The sequence below is a fragment of the Moorena sp. SIO3A2 genome, assembly GCF_010672265.1.
Taxonomy (GTDB): domain Bacteria; phylum Cyanobacteriota; class Cyanobacteriia; order Cyanobacteriales; family Coleofasciculaceae; genus Moorena; species Moorena producens.
This window is the reverse complement of record NZ_JAAHHC010000007.1, coordinates 417802-437597: the sequence shown is the minus strand read 5'-3', so window position 1 is coordinate 437597 and position 19796 is coordinate 417802. Positions and strand designations below refer to the sequence as shown.

12 protein-coding genes and 2 pseudogenes are annotated in these 19796 nt (G+C 43.9%); 2 read left to right on the top strand and 12 right to left on the bottom strand.

The genetic code is table 11. The features are described 5' to 3' along the window. Window positions 1-5: 5 nt before the first annotated feature. The 3 genes from F6K64_RS11450 to F6K64_RS11440 all read right to left on the bottom strand — a co-directional run bounded on the left by F6K64_RS11450 (window position 6) and on the right by F6K64_RS11440 (window position 3077). Window positions 6-143, bottom strand: a complete 138-nt coding sequence (locus tag F6K64_RS11450; RefSeq protein ID WP_287265458.1) for a hypothetical protein — start codon at window positions 141-143, stop codon at window positions 6-8. Between the two features lie 93 nt (window positions 144-236). Beyond that, the gene (locus F6K64_RS11445; RefSeq protein WP_287265456.1) at window positions 237-1472 is read right to left on the bottom strand and encodes an RNA-guided endonuclease InsQ/TnpB family protein; all 1236 of its coding nucleotides are present in this window, start codon (window positions 1470-1472) and stop codon (window positions 237-239) included. Window positions 1473-2042: 570 nt separating this feature from the next. Continuing rightward, window positions 2043-3077 (bottom strand): amidohydrolase family protein, encoded by a 1035-nt coding sequence (locus F6K64_RS11440; protein ID WP_287265455.1) that lies wholly within the window; start codon window positions 3075-3077, stop codon window positions 2043-2045. Between the two features lie 310 nt (window positions 3078-3387). On the opposite strand from F6K64_RS11440, the gene F6K64_RS11435 reads away from it, so the two are divergent. Beyond that, the gene (locus tag F6K64_RS11435; protein WP_287265453.1) at window positions 3388-5403 is read left to right on the top strand and encodes a tetratricopeptide repeat protein; all 2016 of its coding nucleotides are present in this window, start codon (window positions 3388-3390) and stop codon (window positions 5401-5403) included. Window positions 5404-5581: 178 nt separating this feature from the next. Here the strand turns inward: F6K64_RS11435 and F6K64_RS11430 are convergent, their stop codons facing one another. Further along, a complete protein-coding gene (locus F6K64_RS11430; protein ID WP_287265452.1) occupies window positions 5582-6916 on the bottom strand; it encodes a glutamine synthetase family protein in 1335 nt (444 codons plus the stop codon). Window positions 6917-7411: 495 nt separating this feature from the next. Here F6K64_RS11430 and F6K64_RS11425 point away from each other — a divergent pair, with 495 nt between their 5' ends. Beyond that, the gene (locus tag F6K64_RS11425; protein ID WP_287265450.1) at window positions 7412-7801 is read left to right on the top strand and encodes a RidA family protein; all 390 of its coding nucleotides are present in this window, start codon (window positions 7412-7414) and stop codon (window positions 7799-7801) included. Between the two features lie 216 nt (window positions 7802-8017). Here F6K64_RS11425 and F6K64_RS11420 read toward each other — a convergent pair whose 3' ends face one another. The 8 genes and pseudogenes from F6K64_RS11420 to F6K64_RS11385 all read right to left on the bottom strand — a co-directional run bounded on the left by F6K64_RS11420 (window position 8018) and on the right by F6K64_RS11385 (window position 19512). Further along, window positions 8018-9184, bottom strand: a complete 1167-nt coding sequence (locus F6K64_RS11420; RefSeq protein WP_287265448.1) for a catalase family protein — start codon at window positions 9182-9184, stop codon at window positions 8018-8020. A gap of 202 nt (window positions 9185-9386) precedes the next feature. Then, the gene (locus tag F6K64_RS11415; protein ID WP_009148856.1) at window positions 9387-10955 is read right to left on the bottom strand and encodes a peroxidase family protein; all 1569 of its coding nucleotides are present in this window, start codon (window positions 10953-10955) and stop codon (window positions 9387-9389) included. 366 nt (window positions 10956-11321) lie between these two features. Continuing rightward, window positions 11322-13115, bottom strand: a complete 1794-nt coding sequence (locus tag F6K64_RS11410) for an ABC transporter substrate-binding protein (protein ID WP_131827121.1) — start codon at window positions 13113-13115, stop codon at window positions 11322-11324. Between the two features lie 424 nt (window positions 13116-13539). After that, window positions 13540-14262 (bottom strand): annotated as a pseudogene (locus tag F6K64_RS38855) (zinc ribbon domain-containing protein); the annotation flags it as partial. A gap of 105 nt (window positions 14263-14367) precedes the next feature. After that, window positions 14368-14847: pseudogene (locus F6K64_RS11400) on the bottom strand (nuclease/transposase family protein); the annotation flags it as partial. Then, a complete protein-coding gene (locus F6K64_RS11395; RefSeq protein ID WP_009148864.1) occupies window positions 14825-15412 on the bottom strand; it encodes an IS607 family transposase in 588 nt (195 codons plus the stop codon). The pseudogene F6K64_RS11400 and the gene F6K64_RS11395, both read right to left, overlap by 23 nt. 209 nt (window positions 15413-15621) lie before the next feature. After that, window positions 15622-17127, bottom strand: coding sequence for a mechanosensitive ion channel family protein (locus F6K64_RS11390; RefSeq protein ID WP_009148866.1), 1506 nt, complete (start codon window positions 17125-17127; stop codon window positions 15622-15624). 237 nt (window positions 17128-17364) lie between these two features. Further along, complete coding sequence (locus tag F6K64_RS11385; RefSeq protein ID WP_287265447.1) at window positions 17365-19512, bottom strand: adenylate/guanylate cyclase domain-containing protein; 2148 nt, start codon at window positions 19510-19512, stop codon at window positions 17365-17367. Between the last annotated feature and the right edge of the window lie 284 nt (window positions 19513-19796).

Sequence of the window (19796 nt, the reverse complement as noted above, 5' to 3'; positions counted from 1 at the left end):
GGTAATTAAATTTCATCTACTTCTTTTAACTCCACCATTCCTACCACTGTATCCGGAAAACAGAAACTCCAATAATCCTTTTCCTCTTCCCGTCCTACCCGGCACCGAAGCGCTAGGGTGTCTATGGGCTTTTGCAGTTTCATCAAGAACCATTAGCCCCATAAAGCACACGAGCATTATCACACAAAATCCCCATAGCAACCGACTCCGCCTCCTTAGCATTGACACTCCCCGTCCTATAAGAACGGGGATTCTTTAATCAACGAGGTCGCTTGCTCTTTCAGACCGGAATCAGAAAGAGTAGAGGCGTCCTCTCCTAAAGCGTTCGGATCAAGGATCCAGGTTCCGGTGTGCCCCACCGTACCCAAAGCTCTTTTTAGGATATTGATGGCTGCATTGTGGTCGCGATCCAACTGGCAACCACACTTGCAGGTATGGGTTCGCGTTGACAATGTCTTTTTGACAACTGCACCACAACTAGAACAATTTTGACTAGTATAAGCAGGATTTACTGCTATTGTTTGCCTGCCAAACTTTTGTCCAAAATATTCCAGCCATTTCCTAAATTGATACCAACCAGCGTCATTAATAGACTTAGCAAGACAATGATTTTTGATTAAATTTTTAACCCTTAAGTCTTCGTAAGCAACCACATCGTTAGAGTGGATTACGCAGCGCGCCAGTCTCTTAGCGTGCTCTTCACGTCGCCTATTTATTTTAAGGTGTGTCCGACCTAGTCTGTTAATGGCTTTCTTACGGTTGGCTGAGCCTTTCTTTTTACGAGAAACCCGACGTTGATGAAACTTTAGTCTTTTTTCGCTTTTACGATAAAACCTGGGATTCGGCTCTACACCTCCCTTGGAGTCGGTATAAAATTCCTTAAGCCCTACGTCTAATCCAATATTAGTATGTGTTGGCTCTAAAGACTCTTTTTCATCGACTTTTATACAAAACTGAACATAATAGCCATCTGCACGGCGAACCAATCTAACCCGCTTAATTAGCTTTTGTTCGTAACGCCACAACTCCCAAGTCCCTTTCAGTTTAAGTTTTCCGATACCTTTCTTGTCTAAGAAGTTTATCGACTTAGCATCCCCTGATAATTTCCACCCTGATGTCTTGTATTCAACTGTTCGCGCAGCGTCGGCTACGCCGAATCGGGAGAACTTTTTGAACTTGGGATATCCCTTTTTACCGGGGGCTTTCTTTTTGCATTTATCGTAAAATCTAGCGATTGAGCTATAAGCTCTTTCGACCGAAGCTTGACATGCGTGAGAGTTCAAGTCTTTTACAAAGGGATACTCAGCTCTAAGCCAAGTATTATGACGATACAGCTCTTTTTGTCCTACACCTTTATTGTCCATCCAGTAGCGGAGGCACTTATTGCGGACAAATTGACCAGTACGGATCGCCTCATCAATCGCGGCATATTGAGTTTTGTTCCCTTTGGCCTTAAACTCTAAGACTTTCATTATTGACGTGGGACAACTCTACGTAAAGTATAGCACAAAAAGAGAAAGCCGTCGAACGAAGGACGGGGCTTGAGACCCAAAATTTTTGGTCAAATCCCCATCGTGAATCGCTCCGTCCAAAACCTGTGCCAATACTATCCGTGCCCACTTGGCTCCGGGAGCATGTCACTTATGTAGAACATTTGTACTAAAGCTATAGCCCCCTCATGGGTAAAAGCCAAGCTCCTATGGTACATAGTTCATTTGTTCTGGAACATAGACTTGCTCCCCATCAATTTGTGAGAACAAAATAATATTAGCCCTGTTTTATATCTCTGAACCTCATAAAACTCATAGAAAAACTCATAGAAAAACTCATAGAAAAACTCATATCTCACGAAAAACTCAGGGAGCATGTCACTTATCCAGCAACATTAGTACATTATCTGGGGAATGGGGAATGGGGAATCGGTAATAGGGGGAGCATGTCACAATACCCGAATATTTGGGGAGCAGGTCAATTTTGTAAGAACACTTGAACTACAAACCCTTGAACTACAGTGTTTTCGGGGCTTCAGTAGCAGTCATGAGTTATTTTAGTACATTTGTTCTACAAATTTGACATACTCCCCACTTGGCTCCCAAGTAATATAATTCCGGGATATTGTGAGCATCAGAAGAATACATCAGTTTACTGGTTGGGACAAATTCTAATAACTGCTGCACTACGCTACGCATCCCAGCTACACTTAAAAAAGGCACGGCTAAACCGAAATCTAAATACACCTGAGGATAGACCGCTGCTAAATAACCGGCTTCTTGGGTATAGGGATAAGACCCATGCAGCAGGACAATCGGAGCGTTACGGAAGCGTTGGTTTTCCAAAAGCGAACGCATATAAACTGGATTAGCCAGCGGCAAGTCTAAATCTGGGTCACCAAACCCTGTATGAAACTGCACAGGTAGTCCATGTTTAGCCGCAATCTCTAGCGCTTGGGTAATCAAAAAATCAATTAAAGGCTTATCTAGCAGCCGCAAGGGTTTTCCCCTCAAGACTTCTTGCTTTAAAGTATCAAAACATTCCTTAGCTACCTCATGTGGTATTAGTTGAATATCCAAACCTGTACGATAAGCAGCAATACTCTTGAAGGCTACCACTTCTGGTGGAGGTGGATCAATGTTATCGCGGAAAATGTCTAGAAAGGTAGCAAAGTCATCTATCTCACGGATGATATTTTCTGCTAGATATTCCAAACGAAGGATGTGCTTTACTGGCAGAAATTGTTCATGCCATTCTCTAGGAAGAATCTCATCTGGCAGAAAACCATCATCTAAGAAAATTGCTTCTAGTTGAGATGATTTAAAACACAGCTCGGTTAGTTTTTTTAAGCCCAATTTCTCGCGATGCTCAAGAATCGCCTCTTCTTCTGGTTCACACTCTAAGAGTTGGGAAATATCCCGGAGGCTTCGTTTGTAGAAAAGGGTGTGACGGGCATGATGATTAATGATATCAGGGTCATAGGCTTCACTGAAGAAGGCAGGATAGGGATAATTAGCAGCAGCTTCAGGAGTTAGCAGGTTGTGAGCGTGTTGGTCAATAGCGGTGATAGTCCACAGGTTAATCATTTGAAATTATTAGATGCTACAGATAATTGTCTGGTACTTAGGGTAAGAGGATTTTTATTGAACTACGAAGGCACAAACTACCCGAAAAAGTCTAGGGCCTGTTTGGAGGATTGGTAGCGATCGCTTTCCTTGGTGGTGGGGTAAAACATTTCGATGTTGATACCTGTAACTGTGTCTTTGGCAGGATTGCTGGGAATATTATGAGTGTAACTCCTAATTTTCAGTCAACTACAATACTCCTTCAGCACCAAAGATGAAAAGTTTCCCGTTTCAAGTAGTAGTATCCCTAGCTACTTTGATCACGACAAGTATGGCTAGTGCTAATGCTCAAAGTGTCGTTGCTCAGATGGATTTTGACCGCCGTAACGCCTCGACAGAGAAAGTTGCTGCACAAGGGAGAATGATCAATGAGTTGTGGCAACAAGCCAGTCAGTTACGAGGAATTGGTAAGTATAGTGAAGAGATAACGATACTAGAGCAGATTGTAAAACTTCAGCCAGACTCTTTCTTAGCTTGGTATTGGCGAGGGGATACCTTGAGTAGTTTAGGCCAGTACGAAGCCGCGATCGCTTCCTATGATCAAGCGATTAAAATTAAGCCCAATTACCTTTTAGCGTGGTTTGAGAAAGGCAAGGCTTTTCATAAACTAAAACGATACGATGCGGTGATTACGGCCTGGAAGCAAGCACTTTCAATTCAAGCTACATCAGAATTTGAACAGCAGTTGGTACAGACAATTATTCCCCAAAAAATTGCCAGTGTGCTGCTTTATGATTTGAAACGCTATTCTGAGGCGATCGCATTTTACAACCAAGTACTGGAAGTGGATGCCAAAGCTGCTTCAATTTGGATTGACCGAGGCACAGCTTTTTATCAACTCGGTCGATATGAAAAAGCAATCACCGATTGTGACAAGGCGATTCAACTTGATACTCGAAATTCTTTGGCTTGGAAACAGCGAGGATTTGCCCTCTATCGCATCGGTCGCTACGAACATGCGATCGCATCTTTTAAAAAAGCAGCAAAATACGAGCCTGATGATGTGGAAGTCGCTGGATTACTGACAGTGTTACAAACTTCAGGAGAATCTCAAGGGCAGTTACAAACTTCACAGCAGAGACTGGTTGCGGTTCGCACTGAGATCACCACGGCTGAAGAAAAACTCCTTCTTCTTCGTAGTCAAACTCAGACAGCAACAGCACAGCTTGAATCTTCTCAAGTCCAAGTGCGTCAATCTCAGCAGCAGTTAGTTGCTCTCAGAGGCGACATTCAAAGCGCACAATCACAACTAGAATCTTCTCAAGTAAAAGTGCGTCAATCTCAGCAGCAGTTAGTTGCTCTCAGAGGCGAAATGAAAAGCGCACAATCACAACTAGAATCCTCTCAAGTAAAAGTGCGTCAATCTCAGCAGCAGTTAGTTGCTCTCAGAGGCGAAATGAAAAGCGCACAGTCACAACTAGAATCTTCTCAAGTAAAAGTGCGTCAATCTCAGCAGCAGTTAGTTGCTCTCAGAGGCGAAATTAAAACTACCCAAGAACGGCTTAAATCCTTCAAGGCAGAACGCCAAAGTTTAGAAAAGAAACTAGTGGCTGTGCGAGGAGAAATTAAAACCTCCCAAGAACGGTTAGAAGCTTCTCGCCGTGAACAACAAAGCTTTGAACAGAAACTAGTCGCTGTGCGAGGGGAAATCAAAACCTCCCAAGAACGGCTAGAAGTTTCTCGCCGTGAACAACGAACCTTTGAACAGAAACTAGTAGCTGTACGAAAGGAAATCAAAACCTCTCAAGAACGGGTAGAAGCTTCTCGCCGTGAACAACGAAGCTTTGAACAGAAACTAGTAGCTGTACGAAAGGAAATCAAAACCTCTCAAGAACGGGTAGAAGCCTCTCGCCGTGAACAACGAAGCTTTGAACAGAAACTCGTGGCTGTACGAAAGGAAATTAAAACCTCTCAAGAACGGGTAGAAGCCTCTCGCCGTGAACAACGAACCTTTGAACAGAAACTCGTAGCTGTGCGAGGGGAAATTAAAACCCTACAAAAACAGCGAGACACTTTCCGCAGTGAAGTACAAACATCACAAGAGCGTTTAGTTGCTCTTCGAGGAGAAATACGCAGTTTGGAAGAGAACATAAATGTATCTCAGGGAAAATTACGTCAGTTAAACGATAAAAAGCAAGTTGCAGCGGAGAATCTACGTGTTGCAGAAGTTCAGTACTGTGGTTTACAAGAAAAGCTGAGTGAATTGGAGGTAGCAATAAGCCGAATCAGGGGGACACAACAGGCATCATACGAAGTCAAACGTTGCCCTCTTGCTAATCAAAGATAGGCATGGTTGCGATTAGTTCAAGTGGGATTTTTTATCAGATCACGTGCCCTTTTTAATTTAAAATATAAACAAGTATGCCTAAGCATTCAGCTATCAGCTTAAAGCTTCTGCTAGCTGTTCCCGTAGCGTCCGCGTAGCGCATTAGCTGACGGCTGAATGCTTACCAAGATCAATTTGCTCAATATCGCTCTAATAAAAGCTCGACTTCTTCCTCCAACTCAAAATCTTTCATTGCCTCCCACTCAGCTTTCTTTACCGCTAGATACGCTTGAGCCAATTCTACTCCTAAGGCATCCAACAGTATTTGATCAGCACTTAAGTTACCAATCGCTTCCCCTAAATTAGTTGGCAATAACTCAATACCCCTCTGACTACGTTCTAATTCTGTCAAATGTCCTGGATCTACTGCTACAGATTCTCCCAATTCCAAACTGTTACGAATTCCATCCAAGCCAGCCGCAATTACTGCTCCCAAGGCTAGATAAGGATTAGAAGAAGCATCAACAGTTTTCAGTTCAAAATTGGTTGGACTCTCACCGTCTGGGTTACTCGGTACCCTGACCGCAGCTTCTCGGTTATCGATTCCCCAACAACGGAACGCGCCACTCCCACAATGAGGGCGAATCCGTCGATAGGAATTAGTACTGGGTGTGGTTAGTGCCATTAAAGCAGGTAAATGCTGTAGAATTCCAGCAATAAACTGACAGGCAACTTGGGAAAGTCCCCCATCCCCTTCTGGATTGAGTAACAGGTTTTTCCCATCCCGCCATAGGCTGAGGTGGAGGTGACAACCATTACCCGCTTGGTCTGCTAGGATTTTGGGCAGAAATGAGGCAACCAGGTGATGTTGAAATGCGATCGCTTTTACTGTCTCCCGGAATGCTATTTGTTGATCTGCCGCTGGTAGGGCTTGGGTGTATAGTATCGAAATTTCCTGTTGACCAGGACCAGATTCTGGGTAATACTGCTCTACGGGCATCCCTTGCTCCACCAAGGCTTCAGCAATATGGTCAATCACCTGCTGATGTTGATCCATGGCTAGGGTGGAGGCAAATACGGTATTGTCTACCGGTAGAATCCCCTCAGGAGTTGGCTGCAGCAGGTAAAACTCATTTTCATATGCACCAACCACTTGTAAGCCCTCACTTTCCGCTTCTGCTACCATCCTTTTGAGGAAGTTTCGCGGACAATACGGCCATGGGCTACCATTGTTGACCATATCCCCGAACACACGAGCATGACCAGGAGCATAGGGTAAGGGGGTTAAGGTTTCCCAATCCGGTACTAAGCGGATTTCACCGATGGGTCCCAAGCCACTGCCTGGGACTGGGGCATCATACATCACCGGTAGAGCTTGCTGGGCTGCTGAAATGCCCACACCGTGCTTGAGGTAGTCTGGTAAGGTTTTCCAGTGGACTGCTTTACCACGGATGATGTTAGCATTGTCGCACCAGATGATACGCACAAATCGAATACCTAGTTCATCTATAGTGTTCAGGATTTTATTTTTCATTAAAAATTTTTTTTAAATTATTAGTTTTTAGGGTGTTTAACTAGTAGCAAATATCATCTCAAAAATCTAGACTCAGTATATAATAATTAATGGTTAATTGTTACTATTGTTAATAGTTAATGGTTAAAGTAATTAAGCATAAATCGGGTTTCTTAATATAATTACTGGATTTCAGCCTTTGATTTATAGCGATGCAGCGCGGTCTTGGGGGTTCCCCCCATGAGCGACTGCATCAAGACAAACAGAAACCCGGTTTGAAGGGTCTTGGTGCGTCAGTCCTGATTACTGAATACTAGTGATAATGAGGTGCATTGATGACATAGCACTTTCTTGCCCCTCATCCTACTAATACCACTATTACCCATCATCCCCCTATTCTTGACCTCCTCACTACCAAGGTCAATACGTATCGGTCAGGGATAAGGCTGAGATGGGAATGCTCAAACTGCTATCTTGGAATGTGTTAACTTGTCCATCCTGGCACGACTGAAGACCATGACACGAAACATTATCCGTACCTCCAATGCCCCAGCACCCGTAGGACCATACAATCAAGCGATCGCAGTCAGCGGTCAAATGATTTTTGTCGCTGGTCAAATTCCCCTTGACCCTAGCACCGGTGAAATTGTTGGTGGTAATGATGTCGCCAAGCAGACAGAACAGGTAATGGCTAATGTTGAAGCTATCCTAGTCGCTGCTGGAGCTAAAATCCCGGACATAGTCAAAACCACCGTATTTCTAGCAGATATGAATGATTTTGCTACACTAAATCAGATCTATGCCAAATACTTTAACGAGGAAGAGGCTCCAGCTCGTGCTTGTGTTGAGGTTTCCCGACTACCTAAGGATGTTTTAGTCGAGATTGAATGCATTGCTGTGATCTAGGTTTTGTTTAGAAAATGATAAATTCAGTAAAATTACTCAGGTAAATTTAGGGAAGCGATACTCTGAAAGAGCCGCTACGCGAACGCACTGTCAAGGTAATCTAAGCGATTCCCAATTCGAGACACTCAAACCTTGGGATAATCAACTGTTACCTCCGCAAAAACCTAGCGGTATCGCTACCCAAATACCTTGGACAATTTAGGTTGTAGACACTTCCTAGTAGTTAAGTCCTCGTTTTTGATAACGATATTTAGCCACAATCGGATAAACTACATTACGGAGCCGGTTGAGAGCTCCCACAGGACGATGAACTACTAAGCCATTCCACGGGGAAAATCGCAGGTTTTCAGCAGAGTCGTATTGTTTGTCAAAATCGATGATCTGATGCTTGACGGTAAGGCGACCAACCGTAAAAAATGGTGATTTATTCTCACTCCAACGAATTGTGACATCATCGATGGACATTTTCGGGTTAGTTTGGAATTGGATGCCAAAGTCCCAGCAATAAAGGGCATCGGTTTTCGATAGTTGTTCGATCAGCTCGTCTCGATAGTAATTGTCCGGTTTGCTTCCATCCAATCCCAGAGCCTTGGCGCGATCGAAGAAGGGAAGTTTGGGAATACCTGGTCGGGACTGATATCGCATCCTTTGATGGGGAGGCTGGCATGAAACAGGGGTAAACGCATATTTGATCACAGCGGGATAGTCAACAGGAACTAGGCCCGGTTGAGACTGATCAAAATCTGGTTTGAGTCCAAGGGCAGAAGCAGAACCACTCCAATACCGTTCCGTTAATAAACTCTTTGGGGTTCGAGCTGTTACTTTAGCTAGGGCTAGCAATTGCCTGGGATGACTCCTGAGCCACTTCTGGGCAGCTTGCTCTGAGTCAACTATGGAGCCAAAAAATTCATAATAATATTTGATGGTTTTGATAAAAAAGATCTTGGCATTTTGAACAATAATATCTTGAGTGTTTGGCTCGTAGCTTTGTTCTAGGCTTTCTCCTTCAACACCAATCACTTTCACAGACATTGAGCGTGTGTCTGCGACATAGTCGTTTTCAACGTTTGTTCGCCCATTGGCAAATCGCAGCTGAACAGGATATTGTTTCGGTGTCGCAAAGAGTCCTTGCTTGAGGGAAATCCCATTGAGTTGCTCTTGAGTAAGCCGAGTTCGTTTCGCTAGTTCGCTTTTAATTTTATGTTCATCAAAATCAAAAATTTCTAGGTTTCCCTCCACCGATGCGTGGGTTTTGGCATGGGTGTCTCGCAAAGCCCGTTCCTGATCCTTGTAAAGCTTATCCATCTGAATCCTGACTTGCTCGGCTACAAGGTTGTAATAGTTTTGTTCGTCCTTTTCGGGATATTCTGTAAATAGCTTCATGGTTATTTTTTCTAGACAAATTTTGATGAATTGGTTGTGATCAAAAATGGGTTAGGATAGCAGCGGATTTGATCGGGTACTGTCAACTTAAGTGACCATAGATCTGGTGATTGAGACTCAAATTTTACTTAACCGGTGATTTCTCAATCAGAGAGCTTGAATTTTTTGTTTAATTTTTGCTTGACAATACCCGATGCCTTGCTTACGGATTGTCAAATGTTACTTTATACTTTTTATCTTGCTGTGGACTATTCCGGTTTACCAGATCTGAGAGAGTATTTGTGTTTTGTATTACTTCCCAACCGACCGGAGAAAAAGTTTCTTCGTTGAAGATATTTTCTGCCAACAGGGGATTGGTCAATGCTTGGGAAAAGGCATCAACTGCTATCATTCGGGTAACCAGGGGAGCTACTGCTGCATTTGGTGGCACATCCTCGGCATAGAGTCCCACATAGAATTCTATATTGTTGACATCACCGTATAACCGTTTTAGTTCCCTTTGAGTATCTTCATCCCCCGTGATCTGATCGAAATCCGTCACCCGAGGAAACTGACATATTTCCCGGTAATCATTATAGCTAGCCAGTTGAGCTTCACGACCTAAGTCGATACTTGCTAATTCAACAGGTATTAGGAATTCTGACGTGTTAAACAAACCAATTTTGCTGCCTGGTTGGGAACAGGTCTCCTCAAATAATGGTCCCAAGCCTTTATTGATCAGCATCTCATTATTCCAGAGGCTATCCACCATGGGAATTTGCTTGCTGTCATAGGTAAGAGTCTCGGGAAGGGCACTGTGCCAACGATACACCAAACTAAACTCCACTGTCATCCAATTCTGGCGATACCACTTCTGATTGGTAAACGCTGGGGGATCGACAATGAAATTAAAGTGATAAGAGGTAATGTGATTAACATACTCTTCCACCACAATTTTCATGATTAACACCATCACGATGTTTCTGGCCGTTTGGAAGAGTCGCTCGTCATCCCAATCGGGATAATGCTTAGCCAGTAAATCACACAGGCGATTGTGTTCCCTCAGACACAGAACGTTATGCATTACATAGCCAATTTGGACATTAGCTCGTTCTACACCCATGGCAAATAGTTTTGCTTTCTTGGCTGGGTCGAGTCGCTTCTCATCATTGAGCGGTTCATACAACCCGTCAAACTCTGGTTTGACCACTCCCTTTTCTGGATCGTCGTAATAGAAGAGAGGATATTCTTCACCATTGATGATCTGGCTTTTCAGTTTCCCGCCCTGATGGGATCTCAGCATGTCTGTAGATTTTCTGTTCAACCCATAGACGGGAGATAAATCGATGCCATGGTTAGAGGTATTCTTTAATCTATTGTAGCGATCAGTGCGCAGAAAGCCGTCGGTAAACCACTGCACCCAATAGGGAAACAACAGGGTAGATTTCTCGGAATAGATGGTTTTCCCCTCTTGTTTGCGAAACAAAACAGCAAGGTCTTCGAGAGGGGGAAGGTTCCCTGCTTTGTTGAACTCTGGATCGGGGGGTAAATGTCGTCCGATCCAGGTTCGGTCTGTTAATGAGTCCCAAGAGGTATAGGGTGCCATCGCACTTAACTTATGGGGACGAGTGGGCATTTTGTAGACGGCATTGTTAATGATAGTTTTGTTGACTTTACGTTTGAGAGAGTCGTTGCTTTGAATAAAGTCCCAAATCCCCTTGAATTTGTTTAAACCAACGCTTTCTAACTGGTTCCTAAATCCGTCTCTAGATGTATTCCTTTTTTTTGTCATTGAACTAGTTCCCTTTTACTATTTACCTTTTGTGTATAGCAGGATTACTTGTCCCAAAAGTTATTATAAGGTAAGTCTTCAGCTATCAGCGTGTCGCGTATCAGCTAATGCGCTACGCGCACGCTACACCGAACAGCTATCAGCGTGTCGCGTATCAGCTATTGAATAAAATAGATCAGCATTCGTTTAATCTGAGTTCCGTCAGCTAATGCGCTACGCGCACGCTACACCGAACAGCTATCAGCTTTTGAATAAAACAGGTCAGCATTCGTTTAATATCTATTACGTCTGCTGTTCGGTGTAGCGTGAGCCTTGGCCATTCGCGAATGGCTGACGGCTGACGGCTGACTGCTGACTGCTGATAGCTTACGTCTTATCCACAGTTTCAAAGGATTCTGAACCCAGTGGACTGGGTTTCCAGCCTTGAATATTGGCGCGCTTACCTAAAAGCGGTTGGGAGTGGACAATGGGAATGCGCACGGCTTGTTCAAATAAAATTTGATCCACTTGGCGATAGATTCTTGCCCTAGCATCCTTGCCTTGGGTCTTACGACCGGTTTCCAATAACCTTAGGATTTGGTTATTCTTCCAACGTCCAAGGTCAGCGGTAGCATTAGGTCCGAAGTGGGAATAGTAGAAGTTATCTGGGTCGCCATATTCCCCAGTCCAACCCAATATAAACCCTTGGAAACCAGGAGACTTTTGTCGGTCTTTCAGATAATCTTTCCAGGGTTTTGTTTTTAAAGAAACCTTGATGCCAATCTTACCCAAGTCATCAGCTATGGCTTGGGCGATCGCTTTCGGATCAGGATAGTAGGGGCGGAAAATTTTCATATACCAGAGTTCGAGGTCAAAGCCTTTGGGGTAGCCAGCTTCCCTCAGCAGTTGCTTGGCTAGCTTTGGGTCATATTTATAGCTACCAAAATTAGATGACTCAGACCAATCCAGTAGGGGTGGGGTGAAGTGAGCATCACTCTCCCCTAAACCCTGCCAATTTTTTTCGACAATCTTTTGCTGATTAATTCCTAAGGCGATCGCAATCCGTACCTTTTGTTTGGCAAGGGGTTTGTAGTTGGTATTGAGGGATAGATATCCGACATTGAAGGAGGGACGGAAAATAGATTTGAGGTTAGCCTCACCAACTAAATTTTCTAATTGCTTAGGAACTAGGTCTGAAGTGAAGTCAATCTCTCCAGATTTCAACATGGTCAGGCGTTTGCTAATATCCGGGATGAACCGCACGATTACCTTTTCTGCTTTAGGTAGGTTTGGTTTCCAGTAGTTCGGACTCTTTTCTAGGATAATTTCCTTGCCATTACGCCACTCTTTGAATTTAAATGGACCTGTCCCTACTGCTAGAGATGACTCACGACCATACTTAGAACCTGCTTTCTTGATGGCTGTTGGGCTAGCGATACCAAAGTAGCCTGACCCAATCATAGCTGGAAAAATGCTTAAGGGCTGTTTCAGGACAAATTGAATTGTATACTTATCTTTGATGACTATCTGTTGTAATAGGGATTTCGAGTTTCCCTTGAAGCCACCAAATAAATCAGCCCAAATTTGATACTTTCTGTCTTTATCGCGATAGCCGTATTTGTTTTCCGGGTCCCACCAACGCTCGACATTGAACTTAACCGCTTGAGCATCGAAATCAGTGCCGTCATGAAACTTTACCCCTTGGCGCAGTTTAAATGTCCAAACTCTGCTATTGCGAGACGCTTGCCAATCAGTAGCTAATCCTGGTTCCAGTTCAATCGTTCCCAGCTTGTATTCCACCAGGCGATTGTAAATTTGTTTCTGGACAACCAGGGATTCCCGGTCGCTGATATTACCTGGTTCTAGGTTTTCTGGTTGTCCCACTGCTCCGTAAACGATAGTCCTGCCCTTGGAATCCTTAGGAGGTTTAGTTGGGGAAGGAGTAGGAGTAGGAGTAGGACTAGGAGTAGGAGTAGGGCTGGGAGTAGGGCTGGGAGTAGGACTAGGAGTAGGGTTGGGAGTAGGGCTCGGGGAAATACTAGGAGTAGGACTCTCAGACACAGTAGGAGTAGGACTCTCAGGGGTATTTTTCCCAATCCAATTAGAAGGGCTAACGCAGTTACAGAGAACTATAGTTAGGACAAAAGCCACAAGCAACAGTATGGGTCGCCATCGCCTCATTGATAAAACTCCTTTATATTGCGGCTGTTGCCAGGAATCGGTAACTAATAGTAGTCATTTGTGATTAGTTTTTATTGACTCGACTTACCCTTGCTTCTGTTCCTTAACCATAATTGTAGGGGGGCAATGGTTTCGTCATCACTATATGTAGCGCAACTGCTGAAATCCTAATGGGTTTATGTTGATTTGGATACATGCTCCCATTATAAAAATAATTTCCGAACTTTTAGCCGTTAATTGTGTTATTTAAGTTGTTTATGTTATCACAAAAGTGGTCAAACCCAAATTAACCAAAAAGTTGGAAGCCAGAACTTTGGCCAGGCGCACGCTAGTTTCCCGCTCCCGATCACTTGCTCCCTATCACTAAAGACACAATAATTATGGTAAAACCGATACTTTTTAGCTACCATAATCTCCCAGAAAGTCAATTTTGGCTCGCCAATGCAAGCTGATTACGAGGGCCAGGGTGTATCTACCAAAGCCCTCAGGAATATCCCACGAGCGCCATTAATGTCACGTTCGCACCTCAAGCAGCGTCGGCTTTGCCGAAAGCGTGACCAAAGGTCAATCCATAGATCGCCCATCGATTTTTGATTTAATTTTCTTACTGCCACCAATATTGATCAATTCACCTGTCCAGCTAACAGTTTTGCTAGTATAGGCTTCACAGACGTCTACCATTGTTTTTCCTGTTTCTAAGGCTTTGTGCTTGAGAAACTCTTTGAAGCGATAATGAGCAAAAGAAAGCAAATTACGAACAGTTTTAGACCTGATCTTCCTGCTTCCCTTCTTGGCCATTTCAGATGTTTCAAAAGTGGGCAGTAGTATGACGTCGAAGTTGTTAACTAAGAAGCGGGCAGCTTTGTGATGTAATTCGTTAATCAGATTCTGAATTATGATAATTATTCGTCTGGCAGCTTTTCTCATTCGGCGTTTTTGCTTTCTTTTTGCCTTACTTATTTTTGATAAAAGGCTATCAAGGTGAGAGCAAAGTCGTTGAATCCGATAAAAATCCCCACAACCAATTTTCCCAATAGAATTTTCGCCCTTAGAACGTCAAGAACGTTCTAACACCAGGGTCTAAGGCTACTACTATACCTTGGTTCTCGGTTTTTACTTGAGTAGTCTTGTGGGGGACTGTCAGATATAGCAGAAGTCAGAAGTCAGAAGTCAGAAGTCAGAAGTCAAACTCTTGCGCTTACAAAGGGTGTGAGACTTTTGTCATGTCCTAACTGCCCTGGCGACTGCTATAATAGTCCCCATTAGTGCTAGTTAATCGACAATCTCCGATATCGCCTGGAAGTGTCTCAGCGAAGGTCAATTCACCCAGTTTTGTATGGTAAATCCCTTTGCTAGAGACAGCAGACTTGGGTATGTAGCAAGACTGAACAGGATTTTTACGAGATCTAAATCTTACCCGATTTATCTGTCCAGTCTTTTTGTATTTTTTCTTTGCCTCCCTGACAGCAGTGCAAGCATCCTTAATCGCTATAGATTTAATCTGATAAGGTACTGTCTTACACCACTCGGGTAGGTCATTTAATATTCCAGTCTTAATGGCTTTCCAGTTAGCTTTAACTTCGCCATATGTTCGCGTAGCGGCTCCTACGGAGCAAAGTATTTTGACAGTTTTATTAAAAACATAACGGGACACTCCAAACCACTGGCGAACTATTGTTCGCGTAGCGTGGCCTACGGCCAATCGTTGCTCAGGGTTTAGGAAGACTCGCATCTTCTTTGATTTTTTTGCCGTATTTTCGGAGTCCGTGGACGCGGCAAGAGAAGACGTGAATGATGGATAGAAGATCTGCGGTAAGTTCCGATTCTGGACAACTTTCATGGTTGTCGAGAACCAAGATTTTTCCACCGTTGATACTGACCAAGTACTCAAAGAGTTCAAACCCGAACCTGGTAAGTCTGCAAGGGCAGGCAACAATAATTGTGAGCTGATCTCCTTGCATAAGCCGTTCCAATATGATTCTAAGACCTTTTCTTTTGTAGTTAAGTCCTGAACCGATGTCCTTGACGATTTCCGCTTCCGGGAAGAGCGAATGCATGTAGGCGATTTGTCTGGCGAGGTCGTCTTTTTGTTTGTTACTACTGACTCGGCAGTAACAGATCGTAGCTTCTCTGTTTCCTTTACTTTTTCCAAGGCTGAGTAAACTAGTTGTGTCAAAGAGACGGTACCCGCTTGGGGTTCGTTCACATTTGATGATGCCATTATCTGCGTACTTCCGCAAAGTGTTCCTGGAGAGTCCCGTAAGTTCGACCGCCTTACGGATTGGTATTAATGCCATGAATATAGTCTAACAACTAATTTAATACTTTGATAGACTATGTGATACTTTTCAATACTGTCTACTAACCCCCGATTACACTACCACTGGCTCCACCTTATAGGCAGTACCTTCCCCCTGTCTAGCTTTTGCGTACGCGTAGCGTGGCCCTTCGCGCAGGGTGGCCCAAAGGCCAAGGCCAATCCCATGATGATTGATTGATAGTCCACTTAACCTTGACTTGATAACTCGGCACCATTACTGGATGCAAGACTGGATGCAAGATTGGCTTGTTTCACCTCATCTATCGCTTTCCGTCGTGCTTCGATAATTTGACCAATTTCACGGGCGAGACTTGGTGTACTTTCTATCATCTGATTAACCAGATCTGAATAAAGCGCAATAGTTTGCAAATCTTCCACAACGGTAACGGATACTGAGCTTGGTTTGCCGCTAAACAGTGCCATTTCGCCAAAAAACTCACCACTCGACAGAGTCATCACCTCCTGTTGTTCACCATAACTATCTTTGAGGTTGAGTACAGCTTTCCCAGCAATAATAATGTAGAGAGCATGACCAGGATCCCCTTGACGGATTACGGTTTCTCCCACACCGAAATGTTGTAGGACTGCTCCTTTCGAGAGATTCTCCAAGTTCTTTTGCTGTTTAGCTACAGGGACAAAGACAGGCATTGACTTCAAGCTCTCGGTAAACTTTGTCAAAGTGCTATCTGCCTGATTAGGGTCACTATCGAGTTTACGGAGTCTATAGATCGGAATGGTAGGTCCAAGATTGTTCCGTTGGGCTGCATACCAGATACGGGTCATCAACTGTTCACGGATTCTGGGCGCATCCTTATAGTCTTCGATAGAAAACTTGACCTCATAGTTACCCCGATAGTCGTTATATTCCATGGTGCGGATCTCTGGGGAAGGATCACTCAATATCCCTTCTGTCGCCAGTGCTGTTTCTTTTAATACTTGCTTAATTAGGTTGGGTGGATCATCACTGTCGAAGTCAATCCTAAAGGTTTCTACATGAATCGGTTTCGGTTTGCTGTAATTGAGGACTATTTCTCCTCCAAGTACCCGATGGGGAATAATAATCATGTCACCGTCCCGGGTTACCAGGTGAACAGCTCGCCAATTCATATCAATGACCTGACCAACTTTGTCTCCAATCTGCAACCAATCACCGACTTCAAAGGGACGAGCAAACAGTAGGGCAACGCCAGAAAAGACGCTGCCTAGAGAGTCCTGAAGCGCCAAGCCGATAACAATAGAACCCACACCCAAGGCAGTAGCTAGACCAGCGAGGTCGGCTCCCCAAACTTTCGATAGCACAATGGCAGCACCAAGGGCTACCAAAAAAAATCTTGACAAATCTAGGAGTAGTTTTGGGATCCGTCCTCGCCATGTATTTTCTCCAGCGGCTTCAAACAACACCGAATTGATTAGAGACAGAGAGGCGTCTATAACAAATATCCAGAGCAGGGTCTCGACAAGCTTGACAACATTGTTGTCCAGGTCTAATTCAACCACATTCTGGATAAATAGCAGGAATACTAAGACGGGTAAGACACGGTTACGAACTAGGCGGAGCGTAACTGCTATAGGCTGACCGCGTCTTTGTAGACGATGAGTAATTTCTGTGAGAATAATTACCAGGAGCGGGAACCCTATCCCTAAGGCTATTGCCCAGATAAACCAATCGTTTTGCCATATTACTTTGCTCATCAAAATAATCTCCTTGTCCCCTTATTTTTCTATCCCTTGAACAATAGGGTGAACCCTCTGAACAAGTTTTCATCCCCCACAGGATAATGCTCGCGCGGGGGTTCTTAATTTCGTGTATTATGGTAATCTGAAAAGAATGTAATCAAGTATAGTTTGTTCAGTTACCAATTCCCCATTAGCAATTCCCCATTACCCTTGGGTCTTTAATAATTTGGCAAAACTGGGCAAAGCCCATGTCTACACTGTTGAAGCTACTAATTCCTGTGCAGTTTTTAACAACCAAGCTTTCTGCTGATTTTTGCCATTAGGTGTGATGTCCTCAGCCTGCTCAAAGTCGTAAATATCATGGAGACTGTTGTAGACATTTTGAGACACTAATATAGCTCCCCGTGGGCAGTCAAACATCAGCTTATTGGCAACATTGACTGTATCGCCCCAAACGTCGTAGACAACTTTTTCTCGACCTACAATACCAGCAACAATATCTCCGGAATGGATACCGATTTCCAGGTCTATGTCAAATCCTCGTTCATGACTGAATCGGTGGGTCAACGCCAGCATTTCTAAAGCAAAATCTACCGCCCGTTTTTGATGGTCTATATGTAATATTGATAATCCACAGACTGCCATGTAATTGTCACCAATGGTTTTAATCTTCTCTATCCCGTATTTGGCCGTGGCTTGATCGAACAGACTTACTAGATCATTAAGAATGGCAATGACTTCATGGGTATCCATGGACCTAGAGAGCTTGCCGAATCCAGCAATGTCGCAGAACAAAACCGTAACATTGGAAACACTCTCAGCAATGTTTGTCTCTCCCCGTTTGAGACGTTTGGCTACGGAGTCGGGAAATACACTTGTCAGTAACTTTTCATTTTCGCGATTTTTCTGCTCGACTAGTTTAGTTTGAGTGCGTAAGCTGCCAACCATTTGATTAAATGACTCAGCTAACTCCCCAAATTCGTCTTCCGAGTTTATATTCACCACCGCATCAACTTCTCCATCCGTGACTTTTCGGGCGCTAGCAATTAAAGCCCTAACTGGTTGCACAAACAGATGGGCGAGCACCATAGCGAGTAGGGTGATCAGCAGTATGATCAAGGCAGCTGAAACCAAAACTCTCTTTTGAAAGGCGTAAACTGGGGCATAGGCTTCGGCAAGATCCATCTCGGAGAGGATAACCCACTCCAATCCATCGATGTTTAAGGGAGCGTAGGAACTCAAAACTTCAATACCCCGATAATCATTGATAATTTGGGTACCTTCTTGCCCAGCTAAGGCTGCTTTTACAGCTTCTGTCTTTACTGGCTGTTGTAGAATTGATGTACCAAACTGCTCGATTCGTTTAAGGATCTGTTCCTTTACACCCTGTTCTCGCAAGGCTTTACTATAAGCTGTGGGGTCTTGAATTAGGAAACGGGAAACTGATCGCATCAGATAATCCTCTCCGACTAGATAGATCTCCCCTGTATCCCCGAGACCATTACTCTTCCATTTACGGTAACCTGTCATGACATTGTTAATCTGATTAACCGGAAGCTGGAATGCCAAAACACCTATAAATTTGGAGCCGTCATAGATGGGAGCAGCAATAAATGCTACTGGGGCTCCAAAAGAAGGACGGTAGGAATCAAAATCAAATATCTGCACATAATCCTTTCCCTTGGCTTTTCGGAGGTCGCCTAAGGCGAATGCCAAGTTACTATCACTGTATGGTCCAGTGGTGAGATTGGTGCCAAAGTCTGTTTCTTTAAAAACTGAGTAGACAATCTCACCGGTTTGAGGATCGATCAGCAAAATATCCTGGTAAGCAAACTTTTCAACAATGTTGCGAAAAATTGGGTGGTAGCGGGTGTGAATACTACTGTACTCACTCTTGTCTTCTGGATCATCTAGGAGATGTTTCTCCCCAGCTGGGTTGGGGTTAGTGGCGATGTAATAGTACTGGAGGTAACGAGCCGCAGAGGTTTCTGGTAAGTAGGATTCTAATACAGGCTTCCCGTCGCTAGTTTCCGCTAGTTTGGTTAAAAATTCTTTACGGTAGTATTCTTTGAGGGTGTCCTCTAAATCAGTTGGTGTATCAGTTGGTGTCCTAGATTGTTGCAGTTGGTTGTAGGCTGTTTTAAATTCCTGCATCGCCTCGACCACCATTAAGTTTTCACTCAGGGTCTGGGTCTGATGGCGAATATCTTCAAAGTATGATTCTATTTGATCTGCTTTGGAAGCTCGTAGACTGGTTAACTGGTTTGATACTGTTTTGCTCAGATGAGACTTACCACTCCGATAACCGATATAAGCAGTCACGAACAGCGAGCAAGTGCTCAGAGCCAGCAACATAAATATAAGTTTTGACCTGATACTGAAGTTGTTGAGCAATCCCATGAACAGCCTCCCTGATCCCCAATTGTGAATGATGATACCTGTTACCTTGTGTGATCCTCAATTGCCTCACTCCACACCTGAGAGGCTATGGAATTTGATCTATCTTCTTCCTGCTCAGGAGTAGGTAAAGAGTTCGATAACAAAACTCTTAGAATGTACGCAGTTGGAATCTTGGCTAGATAATAAGCTATGAAAGGGCATTGACTATGGGGGGTTACACCCCCCAAAATTATTACAATTGACCATAACTTGAACAGGACTTACGCAAAAGGTGCGACCCGTGG